At 70.6% G+C, this 17,930-nt stretch carries 17 protein-coding genes and 1 pseudogene; 4 read left to right on the forward strand and 14 right to left on the reverse strand.

Annotation, left to right across the window (positions count from 1 at the left end):
• Positions 1 to 15 precede the first annotated feature (15 nt).
• A complete protein-coding gene (locus tag GVV75_RS00450) occupies positions 16 to 255 on the reverse strand; it encodes a helix-turn-helix domain-containing protein (RefSeq protein ID WP_159522227.1) in 240 nt (79 codons plus the stop codon).
• Between the two features lie 369 nt (positions 256 to 624).
• Between GVV75_RS00450 and GVV75_RS00455 the strand changes: the two genes are divergently transcribed.
• Positions 625 to 2,022 carry a TrkH family potassium uptake protein gene (locus GVV75_RS00455; RefSeq protein WP_413227731.1) on the forward strand — a complete coding sequence of 466 codons (1,398 nt, stop codon included), beginning with the start codon at positions 625 to 627 and terminating at the stop codon, positions 2,020 to 2,022.
• 58 nt (positions 2,023 to 2,080) lie between these two features.
• Positions 2,081 to 2,749, forward strand: a complete 669-nt coding sequence (locus GVV75_RS00460) for a potassium channel family protein (RefSeq protein ID WP_159522223.1) — start codon at positions 2,081 to 2,083, stop codon at positions 2,747 to 2,749.
• 25 nt (positions 2,750 to 2,774) lie between these two features.
• Here GVV75_RS00460 and GVV75_RS00465 read toward each other — a convergent pair whose 3' ends face one another.
• From GVV75_RS00465 to dhaK, 4 genes and pseudogenes are all read right to left on the reverse strand, one after another.
• Positions 2,775 to 3,704: an aldose 1-epimerase family protein gene (locus GVV75_RS00465; protein ID WP_159522221.1), complete on the reverse strand. Its 930-nt coding sequence runs from the start codon at positions 3,702 to 3,704 to the stop codon at positions 2,775 to 2,777.
• Positions 3,705 to 3,945: 241 nt separating this feature from the next.
• A complete protein-coding gene (locus GVV75_RS10065; protein ID WP_175994139.1) occupies positions 3,946 to 4,389 on the reverse strand; it encodes a PTS-dependent dihydroxyacetone kinase phosphotransferase subunit DhaM in 444 nt (147 codons plus the stop codon).
• Between the two features lie 177 nt (positions 4,390 to 4,566).
• Positions 4,567 to 5,262: pseudogene (gene dhaL, locus GVV75_RS10070) on the reverse strand (dihydroxyacetone kinase subunit DhaL); the annotation flags it as partial.
• Complete coding sequence (dhaK, locus tag GVV75_RS00475; RefSeq protein WP_159624904.1) at positions 5,259 to 6,269, reverse strand: dihydroxyacetone kinase subunit DhaK; 1,011 nt, start codon at positions 6,267 to 6,269, stop codon at positions 5,259 to 5,261. The pseudogene dhaL and the gene dhaK, both read right to left, overlap by 4 nt.
• Positions 6,270 to 6,515: 246 nt before the next feature.
• On the opposite strand from dhaK, the gene GVV75_RS00480 reads away from it, so the two are divergent.
• A complete protein-coding gene (locus tag GVV75_RS00480) occupies positions 6,516 to 7,280 on the forward strand; it encodes an L-ribulose-5-phosphate 4-epimerase (protein ID WP_159522215.1) in 765 nt (254 codons plus the stop codon).
• Positions 7,281 to 7,432: 152 nt separating this feature from the next.
• On the opposite strand, the gene GVV75_RS00485 is transcribed toward GVV75_RS00480, so the two are convergent.
• The 5 genes from GVV75_RS00485 to GVV75_RS00505 all read right to left on the reverse strand — a co-directional run bounded on the left by GVV75_RS00485 (position 7,433) and on the right by GVV75_RS00505 (position 12,604).
• Positions 7,433 to 8,830 carry an MFS transporter gene (locus GVV75_RS00485; protein WP_159522213.1) on the reverse strand — a complete coding sequence of 466 codons (1,398 nt, stop codon included), beginning with the start codon at positions 8,828 to 8,830 and terminating at the stop codon, positions 7,433 to 7,435.
• Between the two features lie 49 nt (positions 8,831 to 8,879).
• Positions 8,880 to 9,827 (reverse strand): sugar kinase, encoded by a 948-nt coding sequence (locus tag GVV75_RS00490; protein ID WP_159717540.1) that lies wholly within the window; start codon positions 9,825 to 9,827, stop codon positions 8,880 to 8,882.
• Between the two features lie 144 nt (positions 9,828 to 9,971).
• The gene (locus tag GVV75_RS00495) at positions 9,972 to 10,946 is read right to left on the reverse strand and encodes an L-ribulose-5-phosphate 3-epimerase (protein ID WP_201288675.1); all 975 of its coding nucleotides are present in this window, start codon (positions 10,944 to 10,946) and stop codon (positions 9,972 to 9,974) included.
• Positions 10,937 to 11,596: an orotidine 5'-phosphate decarboxylase / HUMPS family protein gene (locus GVV75_RS00500; protein WP_159522209.1), complete on the reverse strand. Its 660-nt coding sequence runs from the start codon at positions 11,594 to 11,596 to the stop codon at positions 10,937 to 10,939. Before GVV75_RS00500 ends, GVV75_RS00495 begins: the two co-directional genes overlap by 10 nt.
• 15 nt (positions 11,597 to 11,611) lie before the next feature.
• Complete coding sequence (locus tag GVV75_RS00505) at positions 11,612 to 12,604, reverse strand: phosphotriesterase family protein (RefSeq protein ID WP_159522207.1); 993 nt, start codon at positions 12,602 to 12,604, stop codon at positions 11,612 to 11,614.
• A 201-nt stretch (positions 12,605 to 12,805) separates the two neighbouring features.
• On the opposite strand from GVV75_RS00505, the gene GVV75_RS00510 reads away from it, so the two are divergent.
• Positions 12,806 to 13,780, forward strand: coding sequence for a sugar-binding transcriptional regulator (locus tag GVV75_RS00510; RefSeq protein ID WP_159624910.1), 975 nt, complete (start codon positions 12,806 to 12,808; stop codon positions 13,778 to 13,780).
• Positions 13,781 to 13,911: 131 nt separating this feature from the next.
• Here the strand turns inward: GVV75_RS00510 and GVV75_RS00515 are convergent, their stop codons facing one another.
• Genes GVV75_RS00515 through GVV75_RS00530 form a run of 4 tightly spaced genes read right to left on the reverse strand, consistent with a single transcriptional unit; the run spans position 13,912 to position 17,739 of the window.
• Positions 13,912 to 14,664, reverse strand: a complete 753-nt coding sequence (locus GVV75_RS00515) for an iron ABC transporter ATP-binding protein (protein ID WP_159522203.1) — start codon at positions 14,662 to 14,664, stop codon at positions 13,912 to 13,914.
• A 22-nt stretch (positions 14,665 to 14,686) separates the two neighbouring features.
• Positions 14,687 to 15,703, reverse strand: coding sequence for an iron chelate uptake ABC transporter family permease subunit (locus GVV75_RS00520; protein ID WP_159717538.1), 1,017 nt, complete (start codon positions 15,701 to 15,703; stop codon positions 14,687 to 14,689).
• Positions 15,700 to 16,689, reverse strand: coding sequence for an ABC transporter permease (locus GVV75_RS00525; RefSeq protein WP_159522199.1), 990 nt, complete (start codon positions 16,687 to 16,689; stop codon positions 15,700 to 15,702). The genes GVV75_RS00520 and GVV75_RS00525 overlap by 4 nt, the downstream gene beginning before the upstream one ends.
• Positions 16,690 to 17,739: a siderophore ABC transporter substrate-binding protein gene (locus GVV75_RS00530; protein ID WP_235904909.1), complete on the reverse strand. Its 1,050-nt coding sequence runs from the start codon at positions 17,737 to 17,739 to the stop codon at positions 16,690 to 16,692.
• Between the last annotated feature and the right edge of the window lie 191 nt (positions 17,740 to 17,930).

Genomic DNA, 17,930 nt, shown 5'->3' on the forward strand with positions numbered 1-17,930 from the left:
CGAGTCTAGCGGGTCTCAGGACCCCGAGGCCTCCGTCTCCCCGTGGCCCCAGTCACCCAGGCCAGCGGAGAGGTACTCGGCCACCGCGCGCTCGGGGACCCGGAAGGAGCGCCCCACCTGCATGGCGGGCAGATCGCCGGAGTGGACCATGCGGTAGACGGTCATCTTGGAGACCCGCAGCATGGCGGCGACCTCCGCGACCGTAAGGAAGGAGGGGGCGCCGGAGGCGGCAGGACTGGGAAGGGCAGGTGCCATGGATGCGGATCCCGTCAGTCAGGTTCGGATATGTGCACAGCGGGCAGCCCCGGGCGGCGGAAGGCGCTGAGGAGTCATGGGTGACGCGCCCTCCCGCCCGGGCGGTCGGCGCCGCGCAGGACTGAGCCCAATATAACGCCTGTCCCACCAGGCGCACACGTCCATCGCGTCCCCAAACGCACCACTCGTTGCAGATCACATTTTGGTCACGACAACGCCCGAGATCAAGAAGGGGAAAGCGACGCCGCGATGGCGCGCGCGGCCCATCGAAGGGGCCACAATGTGCCCGTGCCCTCATCCAGCAAGTCGCCCCGGCAGTCCCCGGGCCCCCTCTCCGCGCTGAGCACCGCGCCCGAGGACGCGGCTCTCATGCCCGCCGACCGCGGCCCCGCCACCGGACCGCGGGGCCTGCTGGTGCGCCTGGGGCTCTACGACCGCCTGGCGCGGGCGGCCCGGTTCTCCCCCGCGCGGCTCGCCGTCGTCATCTTCGCCGCGATCATCGGCGCGGTCGCGGCCCTCCTCGCCCTGCCGATCTCGACGGCGTCGGGGCGCGCGCCCAGCCTCGTCGACTCACTGTTCACGGCGACGTCGGCGGTCTGCGTCACCGGCCTGACCACCGTGGACACCGCCACCTACTGGTCCACTTTCGGCCAGGCGGTCATCATCCTGGGCGCCGCCATCGGCGGCCTGGGCGTCATGACCCTGGCCTCACTGCTGTCCTTCGCCGTCAACCGGCACGTGGGCCTGACCCAGCGCATCCTCGCCGCCAGCGAGAACCAGTCCCGGCTGGGCGACGTCGCCGCGCTGCTGAGGGCCGTCATCATCACGGCGTTGGGGGCCGAGGTGATCCTCGCCATCGTGCTGCTCCCGCGGTTTCTCACGCTGGGGGAGCCCCTCCCCCGGGCGCTGTGGTACTCGGCGTTCATGTCCCTATCGATCTTCAACAACGCCGGATTCGTCATCATGCCCGAGGGGCTGGAGCCCTACGCCTCGGACTGGTGGATGGGACTGCCGATCGTGGTGGGCACCTTCGTCGGCGCGCTCGGCTTCCCCGTGGTGCTCGACATGGTCCGGCGCCGCCGGCGCCCGCGGCAGTGGACGCTGCACACCAAGCTCACCCTCGCCACCTACTCGCTGCTGACCGCCGGATCGGCGATCACGCTCACCGCCTTCGAGTGGGCCAATCCCCGCACGCTCGGGCCCATGCCCATCGGGAGCAAGATCCTCAACGGCCTGATCATGGGGGTGGACTCACGCTCCTCGGGACTCAGCCTCATCAACACCGACCACATGCGCGAGACCACCTGGTTCGTCCAGGACGCGCTCATGTTCATCGGCGGGGGCTCGGCGTCCACGGCCGGCGGCATCAAAGTGACCACCTTCGCGATCCTGCTCATGGCGATCGTCGCCGAGGCCCGGGGCGACGAGGACATCGAGATCTTCGGCCGACGGATCACCCCGCAGGCCGTGCGGCTGTCCGTGGCCGTGGCCTTCATCGGCTCGTGCGTGGTGGGCGTGGCCTCCGTGCTGCTGCTGGAGATCACGGGCCTGTCGCTGGATCGGGTGCTGTTCGAGGTGATCAGCGCCTTCGCCACGGTGGGGCTGTCCACGGGCATCACGCCGATCCTGCCGACGAGCGGGAAGTACGTCATCATCGTGCTCATGTTCGTGGGGCGCGCCGGGACCATGACGGCGGCCTCAGCCCTGGCCATGCGCGAGCGCAGGCGGGTCATCCGGATGCCCGAGGAGCGCCCCCTCATCGGCTGAACCGCTACCGTGGGGCGTGGGCGGGGCATCCCGCCGCCGATCTTCCTCAGGAGCAGACATGGCACCCGCCGCATCACGCACCGACTCAACCCTGGTCATCGGCCTGGGCCGATTCGGCTCAGCCGTGGCCGCCACCCTCGACCGCCTGGGCCGCGAGGTCCTGGCCGTGGAGAGCGACCCGGCCATCGTGCGCCAATGGAGCGGCCACATCCCCCTGGTCGAGGCCGACGCCACCGATGTCGAGGCCCTCGAGCAGTTGGGCGCCACCGAGTTCGGGACGGCCGTCGTCGGCGTCGCCTCCTCACTGGAGGCCTCCGTGCTCATCGCCGGCAACCTCGTCGACCTCGAGACACCCCAGATCTGGGCCAAGGCGATCTCCCGGGCGCACGGCCGCATCCTGCGCCGCATCGGCGCGCACCACGTGGTCTACCCCGAGTTCGACGCCGGGCAGCGCGCCGCGCACCTCGTGTCGGGCCGGATGCTCGACTACATCGAGATGGAGAAGGGCGGCTTCACGATCGTCAAGATGCGCCCGCCGGCCGAGCTGCACGGCTTCACCATCGGCGAGTCCCGCATCCGCTCCCGCTACGGGGTGACGGTCTTCGGCCTGATGAGCCCCGGCGAGTCCTTCGAGTACGCCCGCGCCGACACCCTGGTCTCCTCCGACGACGTGCTCGTGGTCGGCGGGGACGCCAACCTCCTGGAGCGCTTCGCCAACCGGGCCTGAGAGCGGGCGCCGGGGCGGGCGCCGCTCAGCGCTCCTCGCGCAGGGCGCAGGCCAGGGCGTGGGACTCTCCGACGGCCAGGGTCAGGAGGCCGTCGCCGGAGTTGAGGGCGTTGGGCGGGCAGGTCATCGGCTCCACGGCGATCGCGCGGCGGCCGAGGCCGTCGTCGGTGTAGACCTGCGCCCAGGGGGCGTCGGAGGACAGCACGACGGCGCCCCCCTCCCCTTCGACGCGCACCTGCCAGGCGCCCTCGGGAAGGCCGGTGAAGGCGTTGTCCACGCTCACGCCGGCCATCGGGCGCCCGGAGCGGAAGTCCCAGTCGGTGCCGGCCACGTCCACGAGGCCGTTGGGAACCATCCGCTCATCGGCGGTGAGGACCGCGGCGGCCGGGACCGTGAGGACGCAGTCGTCGGCGCCCGCGCCGCGCAGGAGGTAGGGGTGGAAGGCGGCGCCGTAGGGGGCGGGGAGGAGGGCGCCGTCGGAGAGCGGGGCGCCGACGACAGCCTCGGAGGGCCGCGCCGCGCCGACGCAGGTGGTGGTGAGCGTCATCGTGAGACCGGCCTCGGCGTCGAGCTCCCAGCGGCTGGAGAGCTCGAGGGCCCAGGGGTAGGCGTAGGAGGCGGGCAGCAGCACCTCAAGGGTGACGGAGTCCTCTGCGACCTCGGCCACCTGCCAGTCGAGCCAGCCGACCAGCCCGTGGAGGGCGGAGTCCGTCTCCGGCTCGTTGCGGGGCAGGAGGTAGTCAGTGCCCCCGTAGGCGTATGCGGCGCCGGCGGTCCGGTTGGGCCACGGGGCGAGGGTCTTGCCCTGCCAGCCCGGGGGGAGCTCGGAGGCGGCGTCGAAGGGGAGGACGAGGTCGCGGCCCCCACGGCGCGCGTGGACGAGGGTGGCCCCCGCGGTGGCGATGCGCGCGGCGTAATCGCCCGCCCGCAGGTCGATGAGCTCTCCGTTGATCATCGGTGTTCCTCCCTCGTATGCCGCCGCGCGTCGCCGCGCCGGTCGCCGCCCATCCTAGGCAATCCATCCCTCCCCCTGCTCCTCAAGGACCGATAGGCACCGCTCGCTGATCCGGCGGGCCAGCGCCTCGCTCATCTCGGGATGACCGCGCGAGGGCTCCGATCGCCGGGCTGGTCGGTGGACGCATCGACCCGCCCCGGTACGCGCCCGTACCGGGGCGGGCCATGGTCCAGCCGGGGGCTCAGGAAATCTGAGCGGCCTTGGCGGGGGCGGCCTTGGCGGCCTCAGCGACCACCGCCTCCAGGTCGAGGCCGATCCCGGCGGCGCCGTGGGCGCCGATGAGACCCTCGACGAAGGGAGCCGGGCTCAGGCGGGCGCGGGAGGCCGCCGCTGGACTGAGCCGCTCCAGGGCGGCCTCGGCGCTCATGATGGCGCTGCCAAGATCCGCGATGACGAGCACGCCCTGATTGCCCGGCTGAGCGGCCAGGCGCTCGATGGCGGCGGCGACGACCGCGGCATCGGTTCCGAGCCCTCCGTCCGCCAGGCCGGCGGCGATCTCGATCGGAGCGCTCACCGAGGCCATAAGCCCAGTGGCCAGGTCACGGGCGGCCTCGGCCAGGGCTCGGGAGTGCGAGACCAGGACGATACCGACGGTGCCGCCCCTCGTACCGGCTGCGCCCGTCATACCGGCGTCGGCTCCGCGCCCCTCCTCAGTGGTGGGAGCGGGCACCGGCCGCTCCACTGGCGCCCCGGGAGCACCGGTCGCACCGGTCGCACCGGTCGTCGCAGGCGCCGCGGCCTCTTGGGGCCGCGACACCTCGGCGGGCTCCTGCGCGGCCTGGGCCCCAGCCCCGGGAGCCTCGGCGGTCCCGGCGACGACGTCGGCCAGGGCCCCCAGGATGATCGCGGTCGAGGCGGCGCCCGGATCGATGTGCCCCTGCGAGCGCTCGCCCAGGTAGGAGGCGCGGCCCTTCGTGGCGATCATCGGCTTGGTGGCCTGGCGGCCCTCGGCAGCGGCGCGCGCGGCGGCGGCCGTCCCCGCGGCCAGGTCCTCGCCGTGGGCGCGCAGGGCCTCCAGGGCGGGGTACCAGGCGTCGAGCATGGTCTTCTCCCCAGCGCCCGCCTTGCCGCGGGCCACGATGCCGGCGACTCCGGCGTCGATGGCCTCCGAGAGTTCGGTGGCGCCGAGCTCGGTGACGCCTGCCTGGGAGGCGCCCATGCGCATGAAGAAAGTGCCGTACAGGGGGCCGGAGGCCCCGCCGACCGAGGAGACGAGCGTCATGCCGGTCTTCTTCAGCAGCGCGTCGGCGGTGGCGAGCACCGGGGCGCCGTCGGCCCCGTTCGCCGTGTCGATGGCCTTGACGACGGCGGCCATGCCCCGCCGCATGTTGGCGCCGTGGTCGGCGTCGCCGATGGCGGCGTCGAGCTCGGTGAGCTCATCGGCGCGCTCGGCGATGCGCGCCGCGGCCACGCGCAGCCAGGACTTCAGATCCTCCACCGTCAGCCGGGACGGCGGGGCAGCGGGCGCGGCCGAGGATTCGGCGGGAGCGGCGCTCATGCGCCCATCCTCAGACCGGGGGTGACGGCGGGGGCGTCCCACAGGCGCAGCATCTCGTCGGTGGCGCGCACGAGGGTGAGCGAGCATCCGGCCATGTCGAGGCTGGTGATGTAGTCGCCCACGAGGCTGCGGGCCACGGTGATGCCGGCGGCATCGAGGAGTTTCGCGACCTCGCCGTACATGAGGTAGAGCTCGAGCAGGGGCGTGGCTCCCATGCCGTTGAGGAAGGCGATGACGCCCCGGTCCTCGCCGTCGGCGGCGGGTAGCTCAGCGAGGATCGGCTCGACGAGCCTCTTGGCGATCTCGGCGGCGGGCGCGATGGGAGCGCGGTGGCGGCCGGGCTCCCCGTGGATGCCGATGCCGATCTCCATCTCGTTGTCGGGAAGATCGAAGGAGGGCTTGCCGTTGGCGGGGACGGTGCAGGAGGTCAGGGCCATGCCCATGGAGCGGCCCGCGGCGTTGACCGCTCCGGCGATGCGGGCGACCTCCTCCAGCGGCTGGCCCTCCTCGGCAGCCGCGCCGGCGATCTTCTCCACCAGGACGGTCACGCCCACGCCGCGCCGCCCAGCGGTGTAGAGCGAGTCCTCGACGGCGACGTCGTCGTTGGTGACGACGGTGGCGACCTTGATGCCGGACTCCACGTCCACGATCTCGGCGGCCATCTCGAAGTTCATGACGTCGCCGGTGTAGTTCTTGACGATGTGCAGGACCCCTGCGCCGCGGTCGACCTCGGTGGTGGCGGCGACGATCTGGTCGGGAACGGGGGAGGTGAAGATCTCTCCCGCGCAGGCGGCGTCGAGCATCCCGGTGCCGACGAAGCCCCCATGGAGGGGCTCGTGGCCGCTGCCGCCCCCGGAGACGAGCGCGACCTTGCCCTCGGCCTTCGGGGTGGCGCGGTAGACCACGCGGTGCTCGGGATCCACCCGGAGCTCACCCGGGTGGGCGGCGGCCATTCCGGCCAGGGCTTCGGGGACAACGGCGTCGATGGCGTTGATGAGTTTCTTCATGCCGCCGACGCTACTCGCCCCGGGCCCGGCGCGCAGGCGGATCGGCGGGATCCCGCGCCGCGCTCGGCGGGGGCGGGCTTGGCACTGCACCGATGTGCACGCAGCCCGGTGAGATCCCCTCCGCACCAGTGTGACAATCGGGAGCCGTCAGGGAAACCACCGAATCAGCATGTGAGCAGGTCGGGACGGCTGTCGCGGAGCACCGTCCGGCCCTCCGGCCCGCAATCCCAGTGAGGAGAAACCGTCATGTCAGCATCTTCGTCAACCGCCCCATCCCCCGCCGGCCGGATCGTCCTGGCCGAGTTGGATGAGGAGCTGCGCTCCGCCGTCGCCGCCACCCGGGAGCGGGTGGCCGCCCTGCACGCCGAGCTGCCCCGATGGGGCCTCGTGGTGTGGACGGCGGGCAACGTCTCCGAGAGGGTGGTCGTGGATCGCGGCAACGGGCCGGAGAAGACGGACCTGTTCGTCATCAAGCCCTCGGGCGTCACCTACGACCAGCTCTCACCCGAGACGATGGTCGTGTGCTCCCTGGATGGGACCAAGATCGACGACGGCACGCCCGCCTCGCTCGCGCCATCGTCGGACACGGCCGCGCACGCCTACGTCTACCGGCACATGGAGCGCGTGGGCGGGGTGGTGCACACGCACTCAACGTACGCGACGGCGTGGGCGGCCAGGCGCGAACCGATCCCCTGCGTGCTGACGATGATGGCCGACGAGTTCGGCGGCGAGATCCCGGTGGGGCCCTTCGCGCTCATCGGGGATGACTCGATCGGCCGGGGCATCGTGGAGACGCTGTCGGGATCGCGCTCGCCGGCGGTGCTCATGGCCAACCACGGCCCCTTCACCATCGGCGCCGATGGGCGGGCGGCGGTCAAGGCCGCCGCGATGTGCGAGGAGGTGGCGCGCACCGTTCACATCGCGCGCGACGGCGGCACCCCGGTCCCGATCGACCAGGCGGCCATCGACAGCCTCAACGACCGCTACCAGAACGTCTACGGCCAGCACTAACCCACCCATCACCCCCTCCTATATCCGAGACCGGTCGAAATGACGAGCGAGACCGGTCGAAATGACGAACGAAACCGGTCGGGAGCGCTCCAAGCGGAGTTCCCGACCGGTTTCGTTCTTGTTTTCGACCGGTCTCGACGGGGGGGGAGGGGTCAGATGTCGTCGAGGGAGGCGCCCTTGGTCTCGGTGGCGAACATGTAGGTCACCCCGCCGAGCACGAGCAGCACGGCGAAGATGAGGAAGGGCACGAAGACGACGTCGGTGCTAGTGGGCTTGTCCCCGCCGATGAGGGCGCCCACGAGGTAGGGCCCCGCCACCTTCGCGATCGCGCCGATGCCGTAGCCGAGCCCCAGGCCGGTGGAGCGCGCGGAGGTCGGGAACTGCTCGCCGCCGAAGGCGTTGAGGATCCCGAAGGCGCCGTCGCCGAAGGTCATGATGATGAGGATCCCGATGAAGAACACCCAGCCGGCGGTCCCCGCGGTGCTCGCGGCGCCGTCGTCGACCATCGTCGTGGACAGCGCGGCGATGAGCGCGCCGATGCCGCCGATGACGCCGCAGCCGAGCATGGTCAGGCGCCGCCCGATGCGGTCGGAGATCCAAGCCGAGCCCAGGCGCCCCAGGAGGTCGCCGAGCGAGACGAGGATGAACAGCGTGGCCACCATGCCGCCGTCGAACTTGAAGGACTGCCCGAGCAGCGTCTGCCCCCAGGACTGCACGGTGAACGACCCCAGGATGAAGCAGAAGGAGCCCAGCGACACCACGAGCAGTTGACGCGGGTAGCGCTTGAGGATGGTGGAGTACGCCACCGAGGTCTCCTGGGGGATCTCCGGCAGGGAGGCCACCTGCTCCACGGGGATCTCCATCGCCCAGGCGTAGGCCTCCCGCGCCTCGGCCTCACGGCCGTGGGTCTGGTAGAAGCGCGGCGACTCGGGCACCACCCGGGTCCAGGCGAGCAGGACGATGGGAACGCAGCCCACCGCGATGAGGCCACGCCAGCCCAGGTCGTCCCCGAAGTACTTCGTGACCAGGCTGCCCAGCAGGATCCCGGCGGGGATGAACACGCTGGTCAGGCCGGACAGGAGTCCGCGCTGCTTGGCCGGGACGAACTCCTGGACGTAGGGCACGGAGGTGATGTTGAGGCCGCCGACGCCGAACCCCACGCCGGTGCGCAGGATGGCCAGGATGATCCAGCCGTTGACGGGGGTGAGCGCCGAGGCCGCCGTGAACACGACAAGCACGATGATGCACCAGATGAAGGCCTGTTTGCGGCCGATCCTGTCGGCCAGGCGCCCCCAGATGATCGAGCCGAGGACCGTGCCGAGTCCCGCCCCGGCCAGGATGATGCCGGACTGTATCCCTGTCAGGCTCCAGCCCGGGGCGCTGGAGAGCATGTTGATGATGAAGCCGATGAGGAACAGGTCGAAGAACTCCGACACGTTGCCCACGATGGCCATCGAGATGAGGGACTTCTGATGGCCGGTGAGGCGGTGGTTGTCGATCTGCTCCGCGGCGGTCGCGCCGCGCGGAGGGGTAAGAGTCGATGCGCTCATCATTGAACCTATCTATACCTTGCTGAACCGATGTGTGTGCTGGCCCGCCTCAGCGGACGATGTCGGAGCCGCCTAGCAGGGCGAGCTCACCGGGGCGCACATGCGTGAGGTCGCCGTGATGGGTGAGGGCCAGCTGGGCGACCCGCGTGCCCATCTCGATGCCGGCGACGACGTCGCCGTCGAGCCAGCCGTGGAGGGTGCCGGCCACGAAGGAGTCACCCGCCCCCGGGCGGTCGATGACGGTGACGGGCTTGATGTCGAAGACCTTCTCGTCGCTCTCGGAGGAGAGGTAGGTCCCGGCTCGCCCGTCAGTGGAGACCACGATGGGCGCGCCCATGGCCTCACGCAGGTTGTGGCAGGCCTGGATGCCCTCGCCGTCGATGCCGAACACGATGCCGGCATCGGTGCGCGAGCAGAAGAGGATCGAGGACATCCTCGCGATGGGCTCGAGGACCTCGCGGGCCTGCTCGCCGCTCCACAGCAGGGAGCGGAAGTTGACGTCGAGGGCGATATCGACGCCGCGCTCACGGGCGGCGTCGGCGAAGTAGCGCACGACGCCGGCGGTCTCGGGGGTGAGCGCCGCGGTGATCCCGGTGAGGAAGACGACGCGGGTGTCGAGCAGGGAGTCCCAGTCGAAGTCGGCGGGAGTGATCGAGCGGAAGGGCGTGTGCTGCCGGTCGTAGGTGACCTTCCCGGGCAGGGGGAACTCGCCGGGCTCAAGGAAGTAGAGCGCCACCCTCCCCTCGTCGGTGAGCACCACGTGGCTCATGTCGACGCCGACGGCGGAGTACTCCAGGGCGATGCGGTCGGCGAGCTCGCCCTTGGGCAGCTTGGAGGCCCAGGTGGTGGAGCGGCCGAGCTCGGAGAGCAGGCCGGCCACGTTGGCCTCCGAGCCGGCGGCGGTCATGCGCAGGGTGCGGGCGGTGATGAGCCGGTCTCCCCGCTCGCAGGTGAGGCGGATCTGCCCCTCACCGATCGTGGATAGGTCATAGGTCATGGCGAACTCCTTCGTTCTCCGGGCTGGGCCGGGTCCGGCCCGGGTGGTGCGGTGGTACGGATCGTGCGAGTGGTGGGGTCGTGCGGCGCTGGCCGCGGGCGGGCAGGGACTGGTTGACGGCGGGCATCACGGCCCACGGGGTGATCAGGGGGACTCGGGACCGACGATGGCGATGCCCGCCGCGCGCGCCCGCTCCTCGATGAAGGACCGGGCGGCCACGCATCTGGCAACAGAATCGGGGGCATCATCGTTCCACATCTCGATCATGAGGCGCCCGGCCCAGCCCTGGTCGGCCAGGAGGGAGAAGGAGAGGTCCCAGTCGACGATCCCGGTTCCCATCTCCACGCGGCGCGGCTCGCCCCGGCGCACGTCCTTGGCGTGCATGGCCACCATGTGGCCGCGCCCCGCGGGGATCTCGACGCGCGGGTCGAGGCCCTGCTCGGCGATGTTGCCGAGGTCCGGGTAGACCTGGAGGAAGGGGGAATCGATCTCCTCCACGAGCTCCATGGCGCGGGTGATGGAGGTGACGCCGACGCCGTCGACGTTCTCGATGCCCATGACCACCCCGAGCCGGGCGGCCAGGGGGACGGACTCGACGAGGAGATCGGCGTACCAGCGCGCCGAGTCCGGCCCGGGCTCCTCGTAGAAGCAGTAGTAGCCGGCGATCTGGAGGACCGGGGCGCCCACCTCGTGGCAGGCGTGCAGGCCCTGGGCCATGACCTCGCGGGCGCGCTGGCGCGTGGCGGGGTCCGCCGAGCCCGGCGCGATACGCCGGTGGATGGATAGGCAGATCCCGCCGATCATCACTCCGGCATCCTCGGCCGCGCGGCGCACGGCGCGCCACTGCTCGGGGGACCAGTCCAGGCGGGCCTCCCTCTCGGGGGACTCATCGATGGACAGGTCCAGGAACGAGAACCCGCCCTGCGCCACCTGGGCGAGGAAGTCCCGCCACTGCGGGGGCGTGACGGGGGCGGGCCCCCGCAGGGCCTTCTCGTAGATCCCCAGGCTGAGGCCTTCGGCCAGGGGATCGTCGGCCCGGGGCGAGCCGTTGGGCCGCGTGGCGCTGGAGCCACTGGCCGAGGACGCCGACCCCGCCAGGACGCTCGCGCTCACGGCCATACCTCCTCGATGGCCCGCTTGAGTTCGGCCGCCGCGGCGGCAGGGTCGGCGGCGGACACGATGGAGCGCCCGGCGATGACGATGCCGACCGGGTGGCCGGCGAAGGCCGACAGGTCGGCGGGGGTGACCCCACCGGTGATCGTCACGGTGAATCCCATGCCCGCGAGCTCGTCGACACGCCCCAGGTCCTCGGGCTTCCAGGACAGGTCCCCGGCGGCCTCGCGGTCCCGGGAGCGCTTGACGATGACGTGCTGAACCCCGGCCTCCCGCCAGGCGCGGGCGCGGTCGGCGTCGTACCACTCGTCGGCGAGCTCGACCTGGACCTCGCCGTCGAACTCGGCAGCGACGGCGCAGACCTGCTCGATCGTGGCCATGGAGGCCCCCGCGACGCAACTGACCAATGAGGCCCCCGCCTCGAAGGCCATGCGGGCGATCTTGGAGCCGGCCTCCGCGATGCGCACGTCGGCGAGGATCTCCTTGTCCGGGAACAGGGCCCGCACGGCCCTCACGGCGTGGAAACCCTCGGCGAGGACGAGGATGGTGCCGCACTCGATGACGTCGACGTGGGGGGCCGCCTTCTGAAGCGGCCCGAGCGCGCTGGGAAGGTCGAAGGTGTCCAGGGCGATCTGCAGCCCGGGCGAAGGTGACATGCTCCTCTCCCCCGTTCAGCCGGCGAGGGGCTCGAAGGCGAAGAAGGTCGCCGCGTTGTTCACCAGGAGGTCCTGGACGTAGGCGGGGTCGACCCCTTCGTCGTCGATGAGGCGCGGGCAGAAGACGGCCGGGTCGTAGTCGATGCCGGAGACCGAGCCGTAGGCCTTCTGGTAGGAGGCCTTGCCGGAGTCGGTGCCCAGCAGGATCTGCTTGCCGTAGCCCTTGTCCCCCAGGGTCTTGATGATGTTGACGCGGGCGTTGTCCGGCACGTACTTGATGCGGTTGGTGCCGTCGAGCTCCACGTAGGCGCCGAGGGAGGTGATCTGCTCGTGGATCCAGGGGTCCCAGTTGCGCTGGATGTGGCCGATGGCGATCTTCTCGGGCGCCACGCCGTGCTCGATGAGGAAGCGCGCCTGCTCGGGGCCGCAGGTGCCGGCGGTGACATGCGTGTTGATGGGGGCGCCGGTCTCCTTGGAGGCGATGGCGACGGCCTGGCCGGTCTTGACCTCCCAGTCGGTGATCTTGCCGTAGGCGGTGGCCCACTTGATGCAGCCGGCCTTGATGTCCGTGCGCTTGACCAGCGGCCCCATGTAGTCGTTGGCGTCGACGCCCTCGACGATGTCGGCGATGAGCAGGTCGGCGATCTCGGTGACGGTGTACTGGTTGACCCAGGACTGACGCCATTCCAGGTAGACCTTCTGCTGGTGGAAGCCGGTAGCCTGGATGACCTGGAGGTCGGGGACCCGGTCGACGACGTCGCGCAGCTTCAGGACGCCGCGCCCCGAGGAGGCGGGGCACATGTCCACGATGGTGCCGGAAGTGGCGAAGCGCTTGGAGGCGTCCACGAAGTACGTGGCCTCCTCGACAGCCTTATCCTCGTCGATGAGGAGGTGGTCGGGGTCAATGTAGACCTCGCCGGCGCCGACGCGGATGAGGTGGTCGTGGGCGTTGACGACGCCGAGGGTGGAGGCGTCGACATCACCGTGGATGGTGCGGACGATGCTCATGCGGGTTCTCCTTCGAACGGACCGCGCCCAATGCGCGGATGGCATGGACGAGCCTAGGAGTCGGCCAGTGAGGATCACGCCCCAGCGGTGCACATAGGTTCACGACCTCTGACGCGCTCTCGGGCCGGCGCGTCCTAGAATCGCAGCACGCGCCTTGGAAACGCCGCCCACCCACGCCCCTGACGAGTCGAGAAGGAACAGATGTGCGCTGCAACTAGTCGATCCCGACTGTCCCTGCTGCTCGACGTCGCCCGCCTGTACTGGGAGGACGGGCTCGACCAGGCGGCGGTCGCCTCCCGCCTGGGCTACTCGCGCCCCACGGTCTCCCGGATGCTCGCCGAGGCCCGGCGCGAGGGGGTCGTCACGATCACGGTCGCCCATCCGATCGAGCGCCTCATGGGGCTTGAGGAGGAACTGACGCGGGTCTTCGGCCTCAAGCAGGCCCGGGTCTGCGAGGCGCGCCCCCCGGGGGAACAGGGCGTCAGCGCGGAGCTGGCGCGCTCGGCCGGGCAGCTCCTGCTGGAGCACGTGGGACGGCGCTGCGTCGTCGCCGTTTCCAATGGGCGCGCCGTCGGGGCGGTGGCGCATCACCTGCCGGAGCAGATCTGGCCGGACTCGATGGTGGTGGCGATGGTGGGCAGCGCCGGCGAGTCCTTCAACCTGGAGGACGGCCCCAATATCTCCCGTTCCATGGCCCTGCGCCTGGGCGGGCACTACCGCAATCTCACCGTGCCGCTCGTCTTCGACTCCCTGGCCATGGCCACGGGCATGCGCCAGGAGGAGCAGGTCTCGACGACGATCGAACTTGCCGCCCGCTCGGACGCGGCGCTGACCGGCATCGGCGCCGTCGGCGATGGGCTGGGGGTGAGCCCCCTGCTGCGGCGGTGGATGACGCCGGAGGTCATCGCCGAGTGCCGGGCCAAGGGCGTCGTCGCCCATATCTGCGGGCATCACCTCGACGCCAACGGCCGCCATGTGCATACCGCGATCTGCGAGCGCACCCTGTGCCTGGGACTGGAGCGCCTGGCGGGAATCCCGCTGGTCATCGGGGTCGCGGCGGGAGCCGATAAGACGACGGCGATCCTGGCGGCCCTGCGCAGCGGCTACCTCTCCGCGCTGGCCACGGATGAGCCCACCGCCCGCGCCGTTCTCGCCCCGGAGACCGCGAGGCGCTGAGCCCTTACGCCGACCGGTGCGATTCGCGCCCACTGGAGCGGGCGGCCCGCGCCTGTCGGGGCGGGGAGCGCCTGTCGGGGCGCAAGGCGCCTGTCGGCGCGGGGAGCGCGGCCCGGGCAACTCCCCGCGGCTCAGAAGCAGGCGAGGGGGCCGTGAGGGCCCTCGATGACCGTGATGTCGGTACCGAAGACCTTCGAGAGGACCGCGGGGTCCATGACCTCGGCCGGGGTACCGAAGAAGGCGACGCCGCCGTCCTTGATGGCGCAGATGCGGTCCGCGTAGCGGGCGGCGATGTTGATGTCGTGCAGGACGATGAGGATCGTGCGGCCGAGTTCCGTGGCGGCGTGGCGCAGGTGCGTCATCATCTCCACGCTGTGGGCGATGTCGAGGTTGTTCAGCGGCTCGTCGAGGAGCACGTACTCGGTCTCCTGGGTGAGGACCATGGCCACGTATGCGCGCTGGCGCTGGCCGCCGGAGAGTTGGTCGAGGTGGCGCGACTCCAGGTCGGTCAGGCCGAGGAAATCGATGTAGCGGCTGATGACGCGCTCGTCGTCGGCGGTCAGGCGCCCATGGCTGTGGGGGAATCGCCCGAAGCCCACGAGCTGGCGGACGGTGAGGCGGGAGATGAAGTGGTTTTCCTGGCGCAGGATGGACAGGATCTTGGCCATCTCGGCGGACCTCGTGGTGGTCACGTCCTTGCCGGCCACGGTGATGGCGCCCTCGTCGATGCCCAGCAGTCGGCCGATCATCGTCAGGAGCGTGGACTTGCCCGCGCCATTGGGGCCGATGAAGGCGGTCATGCCCCCGGCGGGTATCTCCAGGCTCACCGGCCCGATGGAGACCTCGGAGGAGTAGGCCTTGCGGACACCGGACAGGTCGATCATGGTGTCTCCTTCATCCGGGGGCTCACAGCCGGCCCCGGCGCAGTAGGACGATGAGGAAGAGGGCCCCGCCGACGAACTCGATGATGATCGATACGACCCCCTGGGCGGAGAAGACGTTCCTCATGAGGAAGTAGGCGCCGCACAGGGTAAGCATGGCCAGGCTGACGGCCATGGGGAAGACGTAGCGGTGGTCGTAGGTCGGCGAGAGCTGGTAGGCGAGGGTCGCCACGAGGAAGCCGAGGAAGGTCATGGGGCCGACGAGGGCGGTCGAGGTGGCCATGAGCACGGAGATGAGCACGAGGACGGCCAGGGAGATCCTGGCATGGCCGACGCCGAGGCTCGTCGTGGTGTCGCGCCCCAGGGCGAGGACGTTGAGGCGCTTGGACAGGGCGTACAAGAGCGCCGCCGCCCCCAGGACGAGGGGGATCGCCACCGGATAGTAGTCGGGGTCGGCGTTGTTGACGGAGCCGAAGAGCCGGGCCGTGAGCACGTCGAACTCGCTGGGGGTGAGCAGGCGCTGCATGAAGGTGGACAGGCTCCCCAGGCCCGCGCCGATGATGATGCCCACCAGCAGCATGGGGTACAGGCCCTTGACCGAGCCCAGGAGCAGCCAGGAGTAGAGCATGAGGCTGAGCCCGATCATGAGGGCCAGTTGGAGCAGGAACATGCTCGTGGTTCGGGCGGCGTTGAGGCCTGCGACGCCGAACAGGAAGATCGTCGTGGTGTGGATCGCCCGGTAGAGCGATTCGAATCCGAGGATCGAGGGGGTCAGGATCCGGTTACCGGTGACGGTCTGGAAGGAGACGGTGGCCATGGCCTGGCACAGCGCGACCACCGCCATGGCGATGACCGCGTCCATGCGGCGGTCGACGATCCTCCAGAACCCGCGAGAGCCGACAACCGCGGGGTTGCCGTAGAGGACGAGGCCGACGACGCAGGCCGCCGCCAGCGCTGTGATGCCGAGGAAGAGGAGCCACCAGCGGCGCCGGTCGGCCCGCGAGGCGAAGGCGCCGGAGCGCCGCTCTTGGGTCGTGCTCATACGGTCCCCCTCCTCACCTGGCCGATGATGAGGCCGATGAAGACCGCGGCGCCGAGGAGCCCGAGGATGACGGCCACCGGCACCTCGAAGGGGGCGATGATCGTGCGCGCCACGAGGTCGCACACGGTGACGATGCCGACGCCCAGCAGGCAGACCCAGGGCAGGTTCGAGCGCAGGTCGTCGCCTCGCCGCATCGACACGATGTTGGGGACGATGAGGCCCAGGAAAGGCAGAGAGCCGACGACGACCGTCACCACCCCTGTGGCGATGGCGATGAGGCCGGTGCCGATCATGACGGCGCGCCGGTAGTCCAGGCCGATCGTCGTCGCCACGTCCTCGCCCAGGCCGGCCGCGGTGAGCCTGTCGGCGTAGATGAAGACTGCGAGGACGACGGCCAGCACGATCCACAGCACCTCGTACTGGCCGCGGTAGACCGAGGTGAAGGAGCCCTGGAACCAGACGCCCAGGGCCTGCAGGGCGTCGGCCTCGAGGGCGATGAAGGTGGACACCGCGCTGACCACGGCGCCGAGCATGATGCCCACGATGGGCACGAGCAGGGAGGATCGCAGGCTGATTCGGCGCAGGATGAGGAAGAAGATCATCGTGCCGACGAAGGCGGCCGTCACCGCCCCGACCATGCGCGTGAGCACCGTGGCGTTCGGCAGGAGGATCGTGACCCCCAGGAGCCCCAATCCCGCCCACTCCGTGGTGCCCGTGGTGGTGGGCTCCACGAAGCGGTTCTGGGTGAGGGCCTGCATGACGAGCCCCGACATGGCCATCGCCGCGCCAGAGAGCACGAGGGCGACCGTGCGCGGGACGCGCACATCCAGGAACAGCCGGGCACCGTCGGCCCCGCGGAGGATGGAGTACTCGCCGGTGGCCAGGCTCGCGGCGAGCAGGGCGAGGACGACGGCGAGGCCGATGAGTTGGCCGCGCCCGAGCAGTGGGGGGCGGGTCGCCCGACCGGCGCCCGGTGCCAGCGCCACTCAGGAAGCCTTGCCGGAGAAGGCGTCGGCGATGGAGTTGACGATCTCGGTGTAGGTGATGATCGACTCGTTGGTGTAGGTGTCCGCGGGGGCGTAGACGATCTGCCCCTTGCTCACCGCGGTGACGCTCTGCAGCGCGGCATTGCCGGCGATGACGTCCTTGGCCGGGACGTAGGCGGGGTCGTTCGCCTTGATCGCCGCGTCGCGGTCGAGGACGAGGATCCAGTCGGGGTTGGCCTCAGCGATGGCCTCCACGGAGATGTCATCGCCCTGGTGGTCATTGGTGGCGCCCGGGACCTCGAGGGCGGGGGTGAGCCCCAGCAGGTTGAAGACCGGGCCCCAGGTGCGCCCCTTGCCGGGGCCGACGTACCCGATGTTGCCCCCGGAGACGTTGACGGCCATGACCTTGTGAGAGGCGTCGTAAGCGCCCTTGGCCCTCTCGATGGCGGAGCGGAAGTCGGCGATGAGCTTGTCCGCCTCGGCGGTCTTGTTGAAGATCCGCCCGAGCGCGGTCACCTCGCGGCCGAGCTCGGCGTCCAGGGGCTGGCCCTCGCGGGGCTCCAGGTCGATGACGGCGGCCTCGGGGTTGTCCTTGACGACGCGGTCGTAGTGCTGGGTGAAGCGCTGGCCGATGATGATGAGGTCGGGCGCGGCGGCGATCAGGGCGTCGAAGTCGGGCTCGCGGTGGTTGCCGAGGTCGACGACGTCGCTGCCGGAGTAGGCGGTGATGGTCGACGGGATGATCTTCTTGGGAACCGCGGCGAGCGTGACGCCCCAGTTGGCGAGGACCTCGAAGGTGCGGTTGTCGGTGGACACGACGGTCGCCGGCGGCAGGCTGACCTTCACCGTGCCGTGGTTGTCCTCAATGCTGACCGAACTGGGCGCCGCCGAGCCATCCGCGGCGGAGGCACTACTGGCGGCCTGCGAGCCGCTCTCCTTCTTAGAGCCACAGGCGGCCAGAGCGGCTGCCAGGCCGAGCGCGCCGGCCCCGGTCAGGGCTCCACGGCGGGTGAGCAGATACGGTGCGGCGAGGTGTCGGCGAGGGGCCACGGGAGATCCTTCTCAGTAGAAATCAGCGGTAAGCGGAGGCCAGCGGTGCGCGGCAGGGAAATAATGCCTGAGGGAACCGGGTTTTAAAAGGTGAGGCTTACCTCAGCCTCTCCATCGCGACAGGGCTTGACTGGACCGCCCCCACATGCGAATCGGCATCGGAGCGAGTCCCGGGGCGTCCACCATTCGTG

Source organism: Actinomyces sp. zg328 (assembly GCF_009829635.1).
In the GTDB taxonomy this organism is placed as follows: Bacteria; Actinomycetota; Actinomycetes; order Actinomycetales; family Actinomycetaceae; genus Actinomyces; species Actinomyces marmotae.